Genomic DNA, 20,825 nt, shown 5'->3' on the forward strand with positions numbered 1-20,825 from the left:
ATCATGATTATTTTACAAGCATGTTTTTTATTTAATCGCAATTATTTTTTATCAATATCTAATTAACTAATCACATATATTTTTATAATTATTATTTATATACATCAATATAATTTAGTATTTTTTATTATTATCAATTTTTTTACAAAAAAAAGAACCAACCTTATTATAGATTGGTTCTTTTTATAGATTAAAAGCCTAGATATTAATATCTAGGCCATATATACATATTTATTGTAAGTTTTCCTTAACTAATTTATTAATTAGTTTTCCATCAGCTCTACCTTTTGTTTTAGGTCTTATAACTGACATTATTTTTCCCATATCTTTCATAGAAGTTGCTCCTACTTCAGATATAGTTTGTTTTACAATCTCATTTAGCTCTTGTTCGCTCAATTGTTGAGGTAGGTACTCTTTTAAAACTTGTATTTCTGATCTAGTCTCTTCAACTAAATCTTCCCTTCCAGCCTCTAGAAATTGTTCTAAACTGTCATTGCGCTGTTTTAGCTGTTTAGATATTATATCAATAATATCTTCATCATTCAATTCGATGCGTTTATCAACTTCTATTTGCTTTATTGAAGATCTTATTAAAGTTATAACTGATTTTCTCAATGTATCTTTGTTTTTCATTGAAGTTTTTAGATCTTCTTGTAATTTTTGTTTAAGGGACATTTCCCCTCACCTCTTTGCTTTTATTTGCTACTATCTTTTAGCGTTTTTTCTTCTAGCTGCTTCAGCTTTTTTCTTACGTTTTACACTTGGTTTATCGTAGTGTTCTCTTTTTCTAACTTCAGACATTATGCCAGACATTGCACACTGACGTTTAAATCTTCTTAAAGCACTGTCTAATGATTCATTTTCTCTTACTCTAACTTCTGACATTCTTTTTCCCTCCCTCCGATAGCGCAATTATGCTGGGACTGTAACAACTGTTAAGGATTACAAACCTAACACTTAATCTAGTATAAACTAATTCTTTATTTTTATCAAGTATTTTTATTATTAATCGTACAATTTTTTTATGATTTTTTATGTTAATATAAATTATTTTCTATATAAAAGTAATTAATATATTTTTTTGCATAATTATGTATGCTATAATTATATCTATCTAAAATTTAAAAGGAGATTCTTTATATGCAAGAACAAAAATTGAAAACAAACCTTGATACAAATTTTATAAAATTGATAGCTATTATTTCAATGACTATTGATCATTTCGGAGGTGCTTTTTTTCCAGAATATCCTATTTTTCGTTGGGTAGGAAGATTGGCTTTTCCTCTTTTCTGTTATTGTTTAACTGTAGGAATGCTATATACTCATGATATAAAAAAATACTTATTAAGACTTTTAGCCTTTGCATTTATTTCACAACCATTTTGGATTCTTGCCTTTAATTCAAATGATATAGTAGGAAATATTTTTAATTTCAATATATTTTTTACACTTGTTATAAGTCTTTTAGCTACTTGGGGATTTAAAGAAAAAAAATGGTGGTTATTTATATCAGGACTCCTTTTATTAAGTATAGTTAATTTTGATTATTCTATGACTGGCCTTATTTTAATGTTGATTTTCTACTTATGCAGAAATAAACCATCATTAGGAGCTATTTTATACATTCTATCTTATTTACCTGCATTTTTAAATACTACAATGTCTGATCCTCTAGCATTAAAATTATTTGGTCATGCTATAGGTTTTGAAATATTTGCATTATTTGCGTTGCCTTTTATTTATTTACATACTAATACAGAATTAAAAATCTCAAAATGGTTTTTCTATATTTATTATCCAGCACATTTATTTGTTATTTATCTTATACACTTATTTATATAATATATTTAAATCAATATAAAAAGACTAGACATAAGTCTAGTCTTTTTTGTTATTCTGCTTCATAGTTTGGAAGTTTTTTACCTGCTAATACATGGTAATGAATATGCTTAACTTCCTGTCCACCATCTTCTCCACAGTTATTTATTATTCTAAATCCAGTTTTATCAAAACCTTTTTCTTTGGCTATTTTATTTATTACATTATGAATATGAGCTATAATTTCCATTTCATTTTCTGGAACATCTATTATACTTTCATAATGAGATTTTGGTATTACTAGTATATGATGTGGTGCTAAGGGATTAAGATCATTAAAAGCTAAAACTTTTTCATCTTCATATACTTTTGTTGATGGTATTTCACCATTTGCTATTTTACAAAATATACAATCCATTTTTTACCTCCATTTTATAAATATTATTCTAATATTTCTATAAATTAATATTTCTATAAAAAAATTTAAAATCCTCTTATTAATACTTATATAAATAAATTTATCTACATTAATATATAACCTATATTATATTAATGTACCTTCAACATAATCTTCTTTTATTCCTGTTATTTTTACTCTTCTAATCTGTCCTGATATATCTTCATTACTATATGCTTCAACTCTCATATAATTAACTGTAAGACCTTCATAATTACCAGATTTTGTTTTCTCTTCAAATAATACATCTAATTCTTGACCTATAAATTTTTGAGCAAATTTATCGAAATTTTCTTTTGAAAGAGATATTAACTTCTCACTTCTCATATGTTTTATTTGTGGGTCTATTTGATTATCCATAGTAGCTGCTGGAGTACCTTTTCTAGGTGAATATTTGAATATATGCATCTGAGATAGTTCTATTTCTTTTAAGAATTCATATGTTTGTTTAAATTCTTCATTTGTTTCTCCTGGGAAACCTACTATAACATCTGTAGTTATTGCAACCCCTGGCATAGCTTCTCTTAATCTATCTACTATTTCTTTGTATTCTTTAGTTGTATATCTTCTATTCATTCTTTTTAATGTAGAATCGCATCCACTTTGAAGAGAAAGATGGAAATGAGGACAAACTTTTTCCATTTTAGAAATTTCACTTACAAATTCATCAGTAAATAATATTGGTTCAACAGAACTTGTTCTTATTCTTTCTATTCCTTCAATCTCATTTACAGCTTTTATAACATCTAATAACTTCACTTCTTTATCTTTTATATCTTTACCATAAGAAGCAACATGTATTCCTGTAAGAACAACTTCTTTGTATCCTTTTTTAGCTAATACTCTAACTTCCTCTACTATATTATCTAAATCTCTACTTCTAACTCTTCCTCTAGCATATGGTATTATGCAATAAGTACAGAATCTATCACATCCATCTTGTATTTTCATAAATGCTCTTGTTCTTCCATTTGTTTGAGTTATTTCAATTTCTTCAAACTCTTTTACTTTCATTATATCATCTACTGTAGATATTTTATCATTACAACTAACAGATTCTACCTTTTCAACTATATGTCTTCTATCATTTGTCCCCATAACCAAATTTACTTCTTCTATATCTAATATTTCTTCTGGGGCTACTTGAGAATAACATCCTACTACCACAATTACTGCATTGGGATTTTTCTTTTTTACTCTTCTTATATATTGTCTTGATTTTCTATCACTCATATGAGTTACTGTGCAAGTGTTTATAACATAAACATCTGCATATTCTTCACTTGGTACATGTTCATATCCATTATTTTCAAATAGCTCTATCATAGCTTCTGTTTCATACTGATTAACTTTGCAACCAAGTGTATAAAAAGCAACTTTTTTCACTTATATTTCTCCTCCTAAATCTCCTAATTCATACTGTACAAGTGCTGAAGCTATTGTAGATGCTGTCTCTGTTCTAAGTATTCTAGGTCCAAGTGTAACTATTTTTGAACCATTTTCTTTAAGAGCATCTATTTCTTCTTCTGCAATTCCTCCTTCAGGTCCTATAAATATACCTATACTTTCTATATTTAAACCTCTTATTTCTTTTACTAAAGGCGTATTTTTTTCATCTTCATAAGGGCATATATTGTATTCATTTCTTTGCATATCTTCTAAGGCTTCTTTAAAACTTAGTATTCCTTTTAGTTTAGGTATCTTTCCTCTTTTAGATTGTTTTGCAGCTTCATAGATAATTCTTTCCCATCTTTCAAATTTTTTATCTTCTTTTTTATTATCTATTTTAGCAACACTTCTTTTAGTATCGACTAATATAATTTCATCAGTACCTACTTCTGTAAGTTTTTGAAGAATATATTCCATTTTAGGACCTTTTGGCATTCCTTGATATATTCTCACTTTTAAGTTTGATTCTCTTTTTATATTTCTTTTATCTATTATATTTAAATTCACTTCTTCTTTAGACATAGATATTATTTCACCGATATATTCATTATCTTCGCCATCACAAATTTCTATTTTTTCACCTTCTCTATATCTAAGAACTTTTGTTATATGCTTTACATCTTCACCATCTATTATGCATGTATTTTTTTCTAAGTCTATATTATTTTTATTTACAAAAAATCTATCCATAGTCCATGTCCAATCCATAATAATATCCCTCATCAAACAAATTTTAATTTATTTTCTTATTTTAGATACTATTGCTGACCATTCTCCTTTTCTAATCACTTCTACAATTTCAAATCCATTTTCTTCAAGACTTTCTACAACTTCATCTATTTTTGCAAGTATTATTCCTGAAGATATAAATATAGCATCATCTTTCATAAATTGTTGAACATCTTTTGCAAGTATTTTTATAATATCTGCAATTATATTTGCTACCACTACATCGGCTTTATCATGTATTACATCTGTTAAATTTCCATGAAGAACAGTAACATTTTCTTCTACATTACTTTCTTTTACATTTTCTTTTGCTACTTCAACTGCTACCTCATCTAAATCTACAGCTGTAACATCTTTAGCACCTAATTTAGCTGCTGCTATTGCTAATATTCCACTTCCACAGCCTATATCGAATACTTTTGAATCAGGTGATACATATTTTTCTAATTGGCATATACACATACTTGTAGTTTCGTGTGTTCCTGTTCCAAAAGCCATACCAGGATCTAATTCTATCACTATCTCATCTTCATTTGCTTTATAATCTTCCCAAGATGGTTTTATAACTATTTTTTCTCCTACTTTAGTTGGTTTATAATATTTTTTCCAGTTATTAGCCCAATCTGCCTCATTTACAGTATCCATAGATACACTTCCTTCTCCTGGATCTATTCCAAAATCTTTAAGTGTTGATATCCTATGTTTTATATTTTCTACAAATTCTATAACATTTTTTTCTTCAGATACATAAGTTTTTATTTTTACACAATCTTCTCCACTTTTATTAAAAACTTCTTCTTCAACATAATCCCAATCATATTCATTTTTTTTCTGGAAATTAAAATCTTTTGGATCTTCTATCATAGCTCCAGCAGCACCATTTTCATATAGTATATTTGTTATTGCTTCAACTGCTTCTGTTGTTGTTCTAATTGTTATTTCTATCCAATTTCCCATATTTTCTCCTCCTAATTTGTTCCGCATCAAATCAATTATAATTTTTATTACTTTCTATTATATCATATTATTTATAAGTCAAATTTTAATTAATAAATATTTATATTATCTTTTTTTCTTTTTCTTTTTTTTATTTAATTTTTTTCTTTCTTCTTTTTTTGCTCTTTCTTTTTCTCTTTTTTCTTCTAAAACATAATTAAGTAGTGCAAATAGAATTGATACAATCAAAATAGATACAGCTAACTTAATAAAAGAGTCTGCAAATATACCTACACCTATTCCTAATATTATACTATTTCCTTTTCCATCACCCTTACCTATTATTGTAAATCCTTTTAAATATTCAAGTAGCATAGATACAAAAACTATTCCTATTATAACTCCACCCATACTTAAAGTTTCATTTTCTCTAAATTCAATATTTACAACATTAACTAAGAAATATTTCAAAGTGAATATAATTAATGTTGTAATAATAAATTTACTGACTTCATTCCAATTAATTTTTATTTTTTTATCCATTTTTTCTCCTCTTCTAATGATAATTTCCATATTAAAAAATAACATTATTATATTAATAATTCAAGTAATTTACAATAAAATAAAAGCATAGTAAGAGTAATTTTTAAAAGTTATTCTCACTATGCTATTTATTACAATACATAATAATACTAATTTATAAAATATTATTATTATTTTTTCTTTTTACCAAATAATTTATCTATTTTTTCGCCGAATGTTTCTTTTTTCTCGTGTTCGCCCGACCCACATTCTCCAGCAAATTCTCTTAATAATTCTTTTTGTTTTTCAGATAATTTTCTAGGAACTTCTACTGTAACTTTTACGTACTGATCACCTCTAGAATTTCCTCTAATACGTTTTATTCCTCTATCTCTAAGTCTAAATACCGATCCAGTTTGAGTTCCTTCAGGAATACTATATTTAACTTTACCATCAAGAGTAGGAACTTCTATTTCATCACCAAGAGCTGCTTGTACAAATGTTATTGGCATATCTATGTATATATCATATCCATCTCTTGTAAATATTTCATGAGGCATTACTTCTACTATTATATATAAATCACCTCTAGGTGCTCCTTTTTCTCCAAATTCTCCCTGACCTGATAATTTTATCATCTGACCATCATCTATACCAGCTGGTATATCTATTTCTATAGTCTTAGTTTTTCTTACACTACCAGTTCCTTTACATTTAGAACAAGGTGTTTCTATTATTTCTCCACTACCATTACAATTTGGACAAGTTTTAGTACTAGCTATATTACCAAATGGTGTTCTTTGTACGCTTCTAACTGTTCCTGTACCATTACAGTTTGGACAAGTTTTTTTAGATGTTCCAGGTTTTGCACCACTACCATTACAGTCACTACATTCTTCTCTTCTAGTTACTTTTATTTCTTTTTTAACACCTTTTGCAGCTTCTTCAAATGTTACTCTTACTCTTTGTCTTATATCTGCTCCTCTAACTGGCCCTCTTCTTCTTGAACTAGAACCACCTCCAAAGCCAAATATATCTCCAAATATATCTTCAAAGCCACCAAAACCGCCAAAATCACCTTGGTTAAAGCCACCAAAACCGCCTTGACCTCCAAAGCCACCTTGACCATTTACTCCATCATGTCCAAATTGGTCATACATTTTTCTCTTTTCTTCATCTGAAAGAACTTCATATGCTTCATTTATTTCTTTAAATTTTTCTTCTGCTTCTTTATCACCAGGATTTCTATCCGGATGATATTTCATAGCTAATTTTCTATATGCTTTTTTTATTTCTTGAGCTGTTGCTGTCTTTTCAACACCCAGCAGTTCATAATAGTCTCTTTTAGTACTCAACCTGTGACACCGCCTTTTCCATTACTAAAATATATCTTTTAATAAAATAATAGCTTGTAGAATATTAAAAACTACAAGCTATTATCTCTACTTTATTAATTCTACTTTAATATCTTACTTTATTCACAGGTCAATTACAAGTCATATAGTTGTTTTTCCTGGAATAATCACATTTAGTTTATTTTTAATATTAAAAGTTAGATATTATTTATCTTCATCTACTTCTTTGAAGTCTGCATCAAATACATTGTCATCATTTGAAGTTGATCCTTCGTTAGCCTGTTCAGCGTTTGCTTGTTGCTGTGCCTGCTGATACATTACTTCAGATACTTTTTGGAATTTCTGCATTAAGTTATCTATAGATGATTTTATTTCTTCAGCTGTTGCATCTTCTTTATCTTTAGCTGCTTTTACATCAGCTATAGCTTTTTCTATTTCAGCTTTATCATCAGCACTTATTTTATCTTCTACTTCTTTTAAAGTTTTTTCTGTCTGATATACTGTTGATTCAGCTTGGTTAACTGCTTCTATTTTATCTTTTTTAGCTTTATCTGCTTCTGCATTCATTTCAGCTTCTTTAACTTTTCTTTCTATTTCTTCTTCTGATAAGTTAGTATTAGAAGTTATAGTTATTTTCTGTTCTTTTCCTGTTCCTAAATCTTTAGCTGTAACATGTACTATACCATTAGCATCTATATCAAAAGTAACTTCTATCTGAGGGATTCCTCTCATTGCTGGTGGTATATCAGTTAACTGGAATCTACCTAATGTAGTATTGTCATATGCCATACTTCTTTCACCCTGAAGTACATGTATATCAACAGCTGTTTGGTTATCTGCTGCAGTTGAGAATACCTGTGATTTTTTAGTTGGTATTGTTGTATTTCTTTCTATTATTTTAGTAAATACATTTCCTAATGTTTCTATACCTAATGATAATGGAGTTACATCTAGTAATAATAAATCATTAACTTCTCCTGTTAATACACCTGCCTGTATAGAAGCACCTGCTGCAACACATTCATCTGGATTTATACCTTTATGAGGATCTTTTCCTATGAATTTTTTAACAGCTTCTTGAACTGCTGGTATTCTTGTAGAACCACCAACTAATAATACATCATCTATTTCAGAAACTGATATTCCTGCATCTGATATAGCTCTTTTCATTGGTTCCATAGTTTTTTCAACTAATCCTGCTGTTAATTCTTCAAATTTAGCTCTTGATAAATCTACATTTAAATGTTTTGGTCCTTCTGCTGTAGCTGTTATGAATGGAAGATTTATATTAGTACTCATTGTAGAAGATAATTCTTTTTTAGCTTTTTCAGCAGCTTCTTTTAATCTTTGAAGAGCCATATTATCATTTCTTAAATCTACACCTTCAGATTTTTTGAATTCTTCTGCTAAGTAATCTATTACAACTTTATCAAAATCATCTCCACCTAATCTGTTGTTACCAGCTGTAGCTAAAACTTCGAATGTTCCATCTCCTATTTCAAGTAATGAAACGTCAAATGTTCCTCCACCTAAGTCAAATACTAATATTTTTTTATCTTGATCTAATTTATCCATACCATAAGCTAATGATGCTGCTGTTGGTTCATTTATTATTCTTTTAACTTCAAGACCAGCTATTCTACCTGCATCTTTAGTAGCTTGTCTCTGAGCATCTGTAAAGTATGCTGGAACTGTTATAACAGCTTCTGATACTTTTTCTCCTAAGTAAGCTTCTGCATCAGCTTTTAATTTCTGAAGTATTATAGCTGATATTTCCTGTGGAGAATAATCTTTTCCATCTATATTTACTTTGTAATCTGTACCCATGTGAGTTTTTATTGAACTTATAGTTCTATCTGCATTTGTTACTGCCTGTCTTTTAGCAGGTTCTCCAACCATTCTTTCACCATCTTTAGTAAATGCTACTACTGATGGAGTAGTTCTCATACCTTCTGAATTTGGTATTATCTGTGGTTCTCCACCTTCTAATACTGCTACACATGAATTTGTTGTACCTAAGTCTATACCTATTACTTTTGCCATTTTAATTTCCCCCTTTATGATTTACAAATCATATTCTATTTTCATTTATCTTAATTTATTTTGATATCTTTAATTAACAAGAAACTTTTACCATAGTTGCTCTTACAACTTTGTCGTTTAATTTATATCCTTTTTGTAATACCATAACAACTTTGTTTGGTTCTACACCTTCTATGTTTTCTTGCATTACAGCTTGATGTACATTCGGATCAAAATCACATCCTTCAGCTTCTATTTCACTTAAACCAAATTTAGCTAATGCATCTAAAAGCTGTTTATGTACTAATTCTACACCTTTATATACTTGACTTTCTTTATCACTATTAGAATCAAGAGCTCTTTCCATATTATCTATAACTGGAATAAGTTCAGACATTATTTTCTGATTTGCAAATATTCCAATTGTTTCTTTTTCCTCATTTGTTCTTCTTCTATAGTTTGCATATTCTGCTTGAAGTCTCTGATATTTATCATTCATATCAGCTATTTCATCTTTTAATTTTTTTTCTTCAATCTTATCGTTTATATCTGTTACGTTTTCAGTTTCACCTTCTGTCTCTTCACAAGAAACTTTTACTTCTTCGACATCTTCTGTTGATTTAGTTTCTTTCGTTTCTTCATTTTTACAATTATTCTTTTCCAAGACATACACCTCTCAGTCAACCAGCAAAATATGCTGTATTATTTCTTTTTATTTAGTAAAATGCTCATATAATTAATTATAGAACATATTCTAGCATAATCCATTCTCGTTGGTCCTATAAAGCTTATTTTTCCTAATGTATTGTCATCTACATTATATGTAGCTGTAACAATACTACAATCTTTTCCAAGACCATTTTCTTCATCATTTCCTATTAAAATATTTAAATTATCTTTTTGTATACCTTTTTGCTTAATTAAATCTGCAACACTATCTTTTTCTTCAACTAGATTTAAAAAATCTCTAGCTTTTATAATGTCATTAAACTCTGGATAATTTAAAATATTTGTAGCTCCACTTAATGATAATGAATAGTCATCATCAGAATAGTTGCCATTTAAAATATTTATTAACTCATCAACAACTACTGAAAACTCTCCTATTTGATACTTTACATATGATATAAAGTTTTCATCTAAATCTGAAAGACTTTTTCCAGCCATTCTCTTTGTCAAGCTATCTGAAATAATATTTAATTTAGCTTGTTCTACATTTGTATTTAGCCTTATATTTGCTTTTTTTACATTTCCTTTTTCAAATACTACGATAATTAAAATCTCATTTTCATTTAAATTAACTAATTGTATATATTTTATTATATTATTAGTTATACTTTTTGTAATAGCAACCGTAGTATAATTTGTTAATTTAGATAACATTTTTGATGTTTCATGGATCAAAGTGCTTATATTATCTATATTTTCTTTCATACAATTTTCTATAGATAACTTTTCTTCGTCAGTTAATTCATCTTTACTCATTAAAGAATCTACATATAATCTATACCCTTTTACTGAAGGTACTCTTCCTGCAGATGTATAGGGCTGTATTAAATATCCTAACTCTTCCAAATCCGCCATTTCATTTCTTATCGTGGCTGCACTTACTCCAAAATCATGTTTTTTTGAAATTGTTCTAGAACCTATAGCTTCTGCTGTATCAATATAGTCTTTAACTATCGCTTTAAGTATATTTAGTTTTCTTTCATTCAATTCCAAATTAATCACCTTCTTACTTTATTAGCACTCATCTTTTAAGAGTGCTAAAAAGCTTATACTTATTTTATATCACCGTTGATATATTTTGTCAACATATTTTATAAAAGTTTTTAAAAGTATTTTTTATAATAAAAAAAGAAGTTCAATCTCCACTGAAATCGAACCTCTTTTAGAATATAACTTGTTTTTATTTTATTTATATTTATTTTTGTCCACCAAGTGTATAGAGTGCTAATTTTTTAAGATAAAATTTCTAAAAATACATTATTTGATATTTCTCTACCTTTTTGAGTTAATTTTATAGAAATATCATCTATAGTTAATAAATTTCTTTCTTTTAAAGTATCTATTTTATTTTTATATTTTTCATAAAAATCTATTCCAAATTTTTCTTTAAATTCTTTTCTATTTATTCCTTCGTTCATTCTAAGATTCATAAATACTTTTTCTTCTATCATTTCTTCTTCAGAAAGCATTTCTATACTCATTATTGGTTTTTGGTTATTATATGTTTTTTTGTGATAATCAGACAAATTCATTTCATTTGTATATCTTTCTTTACCCAAATATCCAGAAGCACCTGCTCCTAATCCAATATAATTTTCACACTTCCAATATATTATATTATGCTTACACTCTTTATCTTTTTTTGCATAATTAGATATCTCATATTGATTATATCCATTTTCTCTTAAATAATTTATTGTATATTCATACATATCCATATCTTTATTTTCGTCCATTAAAGAAAATTCTTCTCTATTATACATTTCAAAAAGTTCTGTTCCTTCTTCTAATATAAGTGAATATGCTGAAATATGTTCTGGATTTAATTTAACTACTTTCTTCAAACTTTCTTTCCAATCATCTTCTGTCTGATTTGGCAAGTCAAACATTAAATCTATATTTATATTATCAAATCCTATAGTTCTCGCTTCTTTAAAATTTTTTTCAAACTCTTCATATGTATGTATTCTTCCAATATATTTTAAATGACTATTTTGAACTGCTTGAAGACCTATACTCAGTCTATTTATTCCATTTATTTTCATAGTTTGTAATTTTTCTCTATCAATAGTTCCTGGATTACATTCCATTGTTATTTCTACTTCTTTAGAAAAATCAAATTTTTCTTTTAATATTCTCATTAAATCTTCTATTTCTTTACTTGTTAGTATACTTGGAGTTCCACCTCCAAAAAATATTGTATCAATTTTTTTATTTTTATAATCACTTGAATACATTTCTATTTCTTTCTTTAAATCTTCTAAATATATTTTTTTTTCATTTAAATTCATATTAAAAGAATTAAAATCACAGTATTTACATTTTTTTACACAAAACGGTATGTGTATATAGATTCCAAACATATTTTTATCTCCATTCTTAAAATATAAAAGGACAGGATATCCTGTCCTTTTATATTATTTATTCATATAGATATATTAATCTATTTTTTTATATATTACAATATCCAACCACTCTATATTCTTCTGGTATATTATATTCTTTTTGATCAATATCAAATATCCATTTAGAGTCCATTAGTGTTGTATCAACTATTAATCCGAAGTATAGCATTACTATTCCTGATGCTATTTTTCCTTCATATTCAGATTCTAAAGCGTCTTTATCTACTGCAAGTACTACTTTACCTCCATCAACAATAAATCTCCATGGTTGTATATTAAGTGCTGATGGTGCTAATCTAGCATATGAAAATGCATCTAAAAGAGCTCTTGTTTCTAATTCTTCTATATCAGCTGATTCACCCCATTTATTCATAAATACTATTTCTTCTATGGCTTTTCTATCTGATGCTGGTTCTGATAATGCCTTTTCCATTTCTGATTGAGAATAATTTTCTCCAGTTTTTGTTGCTTTTAACATTTTTTTACTTGCTTCTTCAGCATATCCAAATGCTACTAAAGCTACTAATTCTTTATCTGTATTTATTCCAACACTATCTATTATTTTTTTACCATCTTTAAATGTTATCCAGCATGAATCTATTTTAAATTCTCCTGCTTTTAATCTTGCATTTTCTGCTATATATCCAGCATTTTCTATATAATTATCATCTTTATCTGAAAGTAAGAACATATAATGAGGCGCATCTATAAGAAATCCATTATACCCAGCTAAACCTTCTATTTTATCAAATACTTCTTCTTTATCAAAGAAATTAAGTTCTGTTTCTATTCCAGGAACTAAAACTTTTGATGTTTCTATATATCTTTTTATTTCATCAAAATATCTTTGTTCAACTTCTTTTTCTTTGAAACTTCTTACTGATTTTGAGTTTATTATTAAATTCTTATAGTCCATCATATTATACACTCCTTCTATCGACGAGATATTTAAAAGTCGATTTTTAATTTTGTTATATATATTATATACCCATATTATAAATTTTATAAACAAATTTTTCTAATTTTTCAAAAAATTATTTAATATTTTTAACCATTTCTATCAATATTTCTTTTTTATTTATATCAGGGTTTTTTATAACTTCCATTAATATCTTATCTAATATTTTACCTATATCTTTTCCTGGTTTTATTCCCATTTTTATTAAATCTTTTCCACTTATTTCTAATTCTTTTAAGCTAAAGCATTCTTTTTTATCTACAACTTCTTTTAAAATTTTTTCTACTCTATCCAATACTTCTAGAGATTCCTCTGTAAATACTTCTAATATATCTGTTACATTGTCTTTATTAGTTTTTTTATCTTCTATTAAATATGATTTTACTTCAGCTCTTTTCAAATCTACAAGACTTTTTACTAATTCAATATCACCAATTTTCATAAGTATGTATTTTATTTCTTCTTTATTATCAGTTATATTTTTTTTACTAAATTCTAATAATTTACATGTTTTCTCTATACTCTTATTATCATATTTCATTCTTTTTAATATTTTTTTTATATTTTCAACATTTATATATTCGTTTATATAAACAAAAAAAGCAGCTAATCTAGTGTATAATTTTTTTTGACATAGGTTACTACATTCTATTCCAAGTCTTATTAATTTTAAATAATCAATTTCTCGATTAGAATAAATTTCTGGTATTATTTTTCTTAATATGCCACTTTCTTCATATAATGATATTTTTCTAGAATCTGACATAAGAGTTTTGGTAAATTCGACATTTATTCTTTCCATAGACACTGCATCTATTGTATCTGACATATCTTCTATAGCATTAAAAGTCTCTTTTTCTATTAAAAAATCTAACTGTGCAGAAAACCTTATAGCCCTCATCATTCTAAGTGCATCTTCTTGAAATCTTTTTTGTGGATTTCCAACACATTTAATGATTCTTCTTTTCAAATCTAAAATTCCTTCAAATTCATCTACAAGTCCATTTGTATTATTATATGCCATTGCATTTATTGTGAAATCTCTTCTAGATAAATCATCTTTTATGCAATTAGTAAATTCAACATTATCAGGATGTCTCCCATCAGTATACTCTCCATCAATCCTATATGTAGTTATTTCATATTGTTTTTTATCTATTATAACAGTTACAGTTCCATGTTCTATCCCTGTCTCTATAGTATTATCAAACATATGTATAATATCTTTAGGTTTTGCTGATGTTGTTATATCCCAATCATTTGGAGTTTTTCCCAAAAGACTATCTCTTATACATCCTCCTACTGCAAATGCTTCAAACCCATTTTTTTCTATTTCATTTATTATGTATATAACATCTTCAGGTAATTTAATCAAATAATCACTTCCTCATTTTTATATAAAATTATATATAAATATAATATCTGATAATAACTTTCTTAATATTAAAATTTATTTTTAATTTTGCAAAAAAAGGTTGCTGTACCTTTATAATACAACAACCTTTTATATTTTCATTAGTCATCAAGTTTAAGAACTGACATAAATGCTTTTTGTGGAACTTCAACACTACCAATTTGACGCATTCTCTTTTTACCTTCTTTTTGTTTTTCAAGAAGTTTTCTTTTACGAGAAATATCTCCTCCGTAGCATTTTGCAAGAACGTCTTTTCTAAGAGCACTTATTGTTTCTCTAGCTATTACTTTATTTCCAACTGCTGCCTGTATTGGAACTGCAAATTGATGTCTTGGTATTTCATTTTTTAATTTTTCACACATAGCTTTTCCTCTTACAAAGGCTTTTGTTTCATGTATTATAAAACTAAGTGCATCAACTTGTTCTTTATTTATAAGAATATCAAGCTTAACTAGCTTAGAAGGTACATATCCTTTCATTTCATAATCTAAAGAACCATATCCTCTTGTTCTAGATTTTAAAGCATCAAAGAAATCATATATAACTTCATTTAGAGGTAAATCATAATGAAGCATAACCCTTCTATCATCAATATATTCCATATTGTGCATAGTTCCTCTTCTTTCTTGACAAAGCTCCATAACAGCTCCTACAAAATCTTTTGGAACTATTATATCACCTTTTACAATAGGTTCTTCTATCATTTGAATTTCTGCAGGTTCTGGAAGATTTGCTGGGTTTTGTATCATTACAACCTCTCCATCAGTTTTTGTAACTCTATATATAACAGATGGTGCAGTTGTTACTATGTTAAGATCAAACTCTCTTTCTAATCTTTCTTGCATTATCTCCATATGTAAAAGACCTAAGAAACCACATCTAAATCCAAATCCTAAAGCTGCTGATGTTTCCGCTTCAAATTCTAATGCTGCATCATTTACTTGTAATTTTTCAAGAGCATCTCTTACATTTTCATATTTTTCACCTTCTCCTGGATATATTCCACAATAAACCATTGGTGTAGCTTTTTTATATCCTGGAAGAGCTTCTTCTGTCATATTATTTGCATCTGTTATAGTATCCCCAACACGACAACTTCTTATATCTTTTATACTCGCTGCAATATATCCAACATCTCCTGCTGATAATTCTGGTAATTCTGCTGGATTTGGAGCCATTACTCCTACTTCTGTTACTTCAAATTTCTTCTTAGTATTCATCATTTCGATTGTCATACCTTTTTTAACTGTACCTTCAAATACTCTTACATATGCTATTACTCCTTTATATGCATCATAATAAGAGTCAAATATAAGTGCTTTTAATGGAGCTTCAGCATCTCCTTTAGGTGCTGGTACATGATTTACTATACCTTCTAGTACATCTTCTATATTTATTCCATTTTTAGCAGATATAAGAGGTGCATCAGATGCGTCTAAACCTATATAATCTTCTATCTCTGCTTTAACTTCATCTGGTCTAGCACTAGGTAAATCTATTTTATTAATTACTGGAAGTATTTCTAAATCCTGATCTAATGCTAAATAAACATTTGCTAAAGTCTGTGCTTCAACTCCTTGTGCTGCATCTACAACTAAAAGTGCACCTTCACAAGCTGCCAAACTTCTAGATACTTCATAGTTAAAATCGACATGTCCTGGAGTATCTATTAAATTTAAATAGTATTCTTCTCCATCTTTTGCTATATATTTAAGTCTAACATTTTGTAGCTTGATAGTTATTCCTCTTTCTCTTTCAAGATCCATATTATCAAGAAGTTGAGATTTCATATCTCTTTCACTTACAAGACCTGTAGTCTGTATTAATCTATCGGCTAAAGTAGATTTTCCGTGGTCTATATGTGCAATTATACTAAAATTTCTTGTTCTACTCTGTCTACTTGACAATTAAATTCCTCCTTTTTATTCGCAATCTCCATTTTAAAAGTAAATATATCTTCAAGTATGTACAAAAAGACATAATTATACTTTTATATCATACCTTTTATTTTACTTTATATACTAACTTCTGTAAATAAAAACTAATTGTATCTTTGAATAATTATACGTTTATTTAATTCTTTTTCTCAAAAATAATAATTGCTTTTTTTATATTATGATAGTATAATTTATAACTAGCTATAATTTTGCAGATAAATATAATTTAATTTTCAAGTCAAAAAAATATTATTAAAATAAATAAATATTATCCTTGATTTTTAATTATAATTCTGTTAAAATCTAATATGTTGACGATGAGTGATTATTTAATAAAGTTATTGTAGGAGGTGAAAAGAATGGCAAACATAAAATCAGCTAAAAAAAGAATAAGTGTTATAGAAAAGAAAACTGCTTTAAACAGAGTTAGAAAATCTCAGATAAAAACTGCTATAAGAAGATTTGATGAAGCAGTTGCAGCAGGAAACGTTGAAGAAGCTAAAGCTAGATTCCAGTACGCACAGAAAAGAATATATCAGGTAGCTTCTAAAGGAACTTTACATAAAAACGCTGCATCTAGAAAAGTAGCTAAATTAGCTCAGAAATTAAACGGTATGAACGCTTAATTGCCGCTTTAATTATATATATATACTCCCGTTCGCTAGGGAGTAAAAGCCCTTTTATTTTATAAAAGGGCTTTTTATTTTATTTATTTTAATATTTTTTAATTTATTTAATAAGTAAATTAAATTCTGTTTTTATATTAGATTTAAATTCTTCAATTTGCTTTAATTTTTCTAAATATAAAAAGGAATGGTTCTATCGCACGAACGTTTTTAAACGTTCTATGATGCTACTTTTTCTAAATACAATAAAAGGTTTTTATAGAAAATCTATAAAAACCTTTTATTGTATTGTTTTATTAAATTTTTATTATAATTTCATCTACAATCTTTTTATTTACAATATTTACTTATAAGAACTTCTATTGCTATTTCATCTCCTATAAGCCCATTTTTTATTTTAAATTCACTCTCTAATATATAGTTTATAATTTCCGTTAAAATATCTTCTGAAAAATTAGCTCCTTGTCTTGATGCATTCTTCACAACAAACTCTTGTAGTCCTAAAGATGACGCAATTTCTTTAAATTTCATATTTTCATTTTGCATATCTTTCACTTTCAAAATAATTCTAAACTGTCTAGCGATTAACGCCATTATTTTTAATGGAGATTCTCCATCAAGTATCATATCTTTGAATATCTTAAGCGCTATATCTGCTCTTTTCATTCCAATATTATCTACCATTTTAAAAACATTATTTTCTATTTTTCTTGGGGATAATCTTTCTATTATATCATTTGTTACAAGATTATTTTCTCCAGTATATGATGCTATTTTAAATATTTCATTTTTAACATCTGATAATGTCATTTCACTATTTTTTTCTTTATATCCTAATTGTTCTATAAAATAAGCAATTGTAGCATTTTCAATTTCAACATTTAATTTTAGAAAACCTCTTTTTACCCAAGAAAATAAATCCATTCCTTCTAATTTTTTACATTCACATACTTTTCCAACTTTATTAATTTTTTTGTAAATAGATTTTCTTTTATCTACATCGCCATAAACAACAAATGCTAGTACAGTAGATTCTGGTATATTATCAAGTTTTTCAATTAAATATTTCTCATCTGTATCACTAAAATTTTTCTTATTCCCTGTTAAAATCTCAAAATCTTTAACTATTACAACTTTTCTATCATCCATAAAAGGAAATGTTTCAATAGAACTAAGAAGTTGATCTAATTGTACTTCTTTTCCATCTATAATATCAAAGTTAAAATCTAGCATACTCTCATTTAAACCCGATTTTAAAGTACTTATTAAATTTTCTAAAAGATAGTATTCTTTTCCATATAGAAGATATACCCTTTCAAAATTATTTTCTTTCATTCCCCCGATAATATCCTTGTAATTCATTTCGTTGCTCCTCTACGACTTTTATTTCATAATAAATTATACCTAGACTAATTATTATATAATAAATTATAAGAAAACTAAAGTCTAATTGAGTAAATCTTATATATGAAAACCATATTTCATCAATTTTTTCTAATATAAAATGTATATACGATATAATACTAGAATTAAAAAGAGAAATTAATACTGATATAAATGGAAATAGATTAAATATAACTAAACTAATTATATCTAAGTATATTACAAGCGAGATGAATGGAACAACCATTATATTACTTATTAAAGATAAAAGTGATATTCCTTTAAAATTATATATTATTATTGGCATAGTCATTATATTTGCAGCAATTGTAATTGATACTATTGATAATTTAATTTTTTTATTTATTATTGGATAAAAATATACAATTGAAAATGTAGCTAAAAAACTCAGTTGAAAACTGATATTATATAAAATAAATGGATTGTAAATAATCATTGCAGAAGCTATTATCATAAGTGTTGTTACTCCATCCTTTCTTCTGTCTATAAAAAACGCTATGTTAGAAAATACTGATGATAAAACAGCTCTTATTATAGATGGACTTCCTCCTGCAATGTATATATATAGATAGAGTACTAAATTTAAAATAATCATATTAAATGTTATATTTATCCTTCTTCCTAGAAAACCTATAAATGCACATAAAATACTAACATGCAACCCTGAAATAGCTATTATATGACTAATTCCTGTCCTAGAAAACATTCTTTTATCTTCATCTTTTATAAGCTCTTTTTCTCCTATTAGCATAGAATTTAAAAAATCTGATTTATCTTTATATAAGTATCTATTTGTCTCTCTTATATATCTTCTTATATTTCCTATTAATTCGTATTTTTTATTTATCCCTATTTTTTTATATTTATACATATTACAGTAATTTTCAATTCCTGTACTTTTTAAATATCTTCCATAATAAAAATCTTCAAATTTCATATTTGATAATGGTTTATTTTTACCAACAACTTTTATAATATCCCCTGTCTTTATATTTGAATTTTTTGAATAATCGTTGACTATACTTTTTCCTACTCTATATTGATTATATCTATCCTTTTCCTTTTTATACATTACAACTCCTGTAATATTGATATTTTCTTCTTTAAAACAATCTTTTATTCCTTTATTTGTATACAAAATACTTATTGTAGCTATAATTAAAAATAAAAAAATTGTTGGCCTTCTCAAGAAAAATATGTTAACTTTCTCTATAAAATTTCTTTTTTTTATTTCAAGCAATATAAACTCACCTCTTAACTTTCATATAAAATATTTATATAAATTTATATTATCCATATATTTTCTAAAATATTCCTAACTCTTATCTTAAGTCTTAAGTTAATATTTATATTTTTTACAATACACTAAAAGTTATTTCAAATCGGTATTTAAGTTTACATTTTTGTTTTTAGGTTGACATTAATGTATTTTTAATATATCCTTAAAAATATATTAAAAGAAAAGAGGTAAAATTATGAATATTAAATCTAAAGAATTAATTTATGTTTCTCTTTGTTCTGTAATAATTATTATTTGTTCTTGGATATCTATTCCAATGGCAATACCATTTACATTACAAACTTTTGGAATCTTTCTAACTTTAAAAATTTTAGGTGGTAAATTAGGAACTCTTTCAATACTTATTTATATTTTTCTTGGTATTTTAGGTCTACCCGTATTTGCTGGTTTTAAGAGCGGATTTGCTGCATTAGCAGGACCTACAGGTGGATATATTGTCGGATTCATTTTGACATCTTTAGTGATATGGATTTTTGAAAATTTATTTTATAAAAATAAATTAGGTTTCTTTCTACTATCTATATTCGGCTTAATACTATGTTATATTTTTGGAACTCTTTGGTTTGTTAAAGTATTTATTGGACCTAATGGTTCTATAAATTTCACTTCTGCACTCAAAATGTGTGTAATACCTTTTGTAATACCAGACCTTATAAAAATATTTTTTGCCTATTTTATTGGAGAAAAAGTATCTAAAACCTTAAAAATAGATAACAAGTAATAGCTTAAAATATAAAAAGATACTACTAAAATAAGTAGTATCT

Annotated in this window: 20 protein-coding genes; 3 read left to right on the plus strand and 17 right to left on the minus strand. The window is 26.6% G+C overall.

Annotation, left to right across the window (positions count from 1 at the left end):
* Positions 1-231 precede the first annotated feature (231 nt).
* On the minus strand, positions 232-675 hold the full coding sequence (locus tag Q1J78_RS04270) for a GatB/YqeY domain-containing protein (protein ID WP_300278332.1): 444 nt from the start codon (positions 673-675) through the stop codon (positions 232-234).
* A gap of 30 nt (positions 676-705) precedes the next feature.
* A complete protein-coding gene (rpsU, locus tag Q1J78_RS04275) occupies positions 706-885 on the minus strand; it encodes a 30S ribosomal protein S21 (RefSeq protein WP_002844447.1) in 180 nt (59 codons plus the stop codon).
* Between the two features lie 255 nt (positions 886-1,140).
* Here rpsU and Q1J78_RS04280 point away from each other — a divergent pair, with 255 nt between their 5' ends.
* Entirely contained in the window at positions 1,141-1,842 is a 702-nt protein-coding gene (locus Q1J78_RS04280) for a TraX family protein (RefSeq protein ID WP_300278336.1), read from the plus strand.
* A 49-nt stretch (positions 1,843-1,891) separates the two neighbouring features.
* Here the strand turns inward: Q1J78_RS04280 and Q1J78_RS04285 are convergent, their stop codons facing one another.
* The 13 genes from Q1J78_RS04285 to lepA all read right to left on the minus strand — a co-directional run bounded on the left by Q1J78_RS04285 (position 1,892) and on the right by lepA (position 16,701).
* Complete coding sequence (locus tag Q1J78_RS04285; RefSeq protein ID WP_300278339.1) at positions 1,892-2,236, minus strand: histidine triad nucleotide-binding protein; 345 nt, start codon at positions 2,234-2,236, stop codon at positions 1,892-1,894.
* A gap of 126 nt (positions 2,237-2,362) precedes the next feature.
* Positions 2,363-3,661: a tRNA (N(6)-L-threonylcarbamoyladenosine(37)-C(2))-methylthiotransferase MtaB gene (gene mtaB / locus Q1J78_RS04290; protein ID WP_300278342.1), complete on the minus strand. Its 1,299-nt coding sequence runs from the start codon at positions 3,659-3,661 to the stop codon at positions 2,363-2,365.
* A complete protein-coding gene (locus tag Q1J78_RS04295; protein WP_300278404.1) occupies positions 3,662-4,414 on the minus strand; it encodes a 16S rRNA (uracil(1498)-N(3))-methyltransferase in 753 nt (250 codons plus the stop codon).
* 48 nt (positions 4,415-4,462) lie between these two features.
* Complete coding sequence (gene prmA / locus Q1J78_RS04300; RefSeq protein ID WP_300278345.1) at positions 4,463-5,410, minus strand: 50S ribosomal protein L11 methyltransferase; 948 nt, start codon at positions 5,408-5,410, stop codon at positions 4,463-4,465.
* Positions 5,411-5,515: 105 nt separating this feature from the next.
* Positions 5,516-5,932: a hypothetical protein gene (locus Q1J78_RS04305; protein ID WP_300278348.1), complete on the minus strand. Its 417-nt coding sequence runs from the start codon at positions 5,930-5,932 to the stop codon at positions 5,516-5,518.
* Between the two features lie 170 nt (positions 5,933-6,102).
* Entirely contained in the window at positions 6,103-7,266 is a 1,164-nt protein-coding gene (gene dnaJ / locus Q1J78_RS04310; RefSeq protein WP_300278351.1) for a molecular chaperone DnaJ, read from the minus strand.
* A gap of 204 nt (positions 7,267-7,470) precedes the next feature.
* A complete protein-coding gene (gene dnaK / locus Q1J78_RS04315) occupies positions 7,471-9,309 on the minus strand; it encodes a molecular chaperone DnaK (protein ID WP_300278354.1) in 1,839 nt (612 codons plus the stop codon).
* 73 nt (positions 9,310-9,382) lie between these two features.
* Positions 9,383-9,961 carry a nucleotide exchange factor GrpE gene (grpE, locus tag Q1J78_RS04320; protein ID WP_442952115.1) on the minus strand — a complete coding sequence of 193 codons (579 nt, stop codon included), beginning with the start codon at positions 9,959-9,961 and terminating at the stop codon, positions 9,383-9,385.
* Between the two features lie 29 nt (positions 9,962-9,990).
* Positions 9,991-11,010 (minus strand): heat-inducible transcriptional repressor HrcA, encoded by a 1,020-nt coding sequence (gene hrcA, locus Q1J78_RS04325; RefSeq protein WP_300278360.1) that lies wholly within the window; start codon positions 11,008-11,010, stop codon positions 9,991-9,993.
* 239 nt (positions 11,011-11,249) lie between these two features.
* Positions 11,250-12,380 (minus strand): radical SAM family heme chaperone HemW, encoded by a 1,131-nt coding sequence (gene hemW, locus Q1J78_RS04330; RefSeq protein ID WP_300278363.1) that lies wholly within the window; start codon positions 12,378-12,380, stop codon positions 11,250-11,252.
* Positions 12,381-12,468: 88 nt separating this feature from the next.
* Entirely contained in the window at positions 12,469-13,341 is an 873-nt protein-coding gene (locus Q1J78_RS04335) for a nitroreductase family protein (protein ID WP_300278366.1), read from the minus strand.
* Positions 13,342-13,456: 115 nt separating this feature from the next.
* On the minus strand, positions 13,457-14,755 hold the full coding sequence (locus Q1J78_RS04340; protein ID WP_300278369.1) for a CCA tRNA nucleotidyltransferase: 1,299 nt from the start codon (positions 14,753-14,755) through the stop codon (positions 13,457-13,459).
* A 140-nt stretch (positions 14,756-14,895) separates the two neighbouring features.
* The gene (gene lepA / locus Q1J78_RS04345; RefSeq protein ID WP_300278372.1) at positions 14,896-16,701 is read right to left on the minus strand and encodes a translation elongation factor 4; all 1,806 of its coding nucleotides are present in this window, start codon (positions 16,699-16,701) and stop codon (positions 14,896-14,898) included.
* Between the two features lie 389 nt (positions 16,702-17,090).
* On the opposite strand from lepA, the gene rpsT reads away from it, so the two are divergent.
* Positions 17,091-17,357 carry a 30S ribosomal protein S20 gene (gene rpsT / locus Q1J78_RS04350; RefSeq protein WP_300278375.1) on the plus strand — a complete coding sequence of 89 codons (267 nt, stop codon included), beginning with the start codon at positions 17,091-17,093 and terminating at the stop codon, positions 17,355-17,357.
* A 330-nt stretch (positions 17,358-17,687) separates the two neighbouring features.
* Here the strand turns inward: rpsT and holA are convergent, their stop codons facing one another.
* Positions 17,688-18,719, minus strand: a complete 1,032-nt coding sequence (gene holA, locus Q1J78_RS04355) for a DNA polymerase III subunit delta (protein WP_301118250.1) — start codon at positions 18,717-18,719, stop codon at positions 17,688-17,690.
* Complete coding sequence (locus tag Q1J78_RS04360; RefSeq protein ID WP_300281887.1) at positions 18,679-19,833, minus strand: ComEC/Rec2 family competence protein; 1,155 nt, start codon at positions 19,831-19,833, stop codon at positions 18,679-18,681. Before Q1J78_RS04360 ends, holA begins: the two co-directional genes overlap by 41 nt.
* A gap of 403 nt (positions 19,834-20,236) precedes the next feature.
* Between Q1J78_RS04360 and Q1J78_RS04365 the strand changes: the two genes are divergently transcribed.
* On the plus strand, positions 20,237-20,782 hold the full coding sequence (locus tag Q1J78_RS04365) for a biotin transporter BioY (protein WP_300278383.1): 546 nt from the start codon (positions 20,237-20,239) through the stop codon (positions 20,780-20,782).
* The last annotated feature ends 43 nt before the right edge of the window (positions 20,783-20,825 follow it).

The sequence above is a fragment of the Peptacetobacter sp. genome, assembly GCF_029264495.1.
In the GTDB taxonomy this organism is placed as follows: domain Bacteria; phylum Bacillota; class Clostridia; order Peptostreptococcales; family Peptostreptococcaceae; genus Peptacetobacter.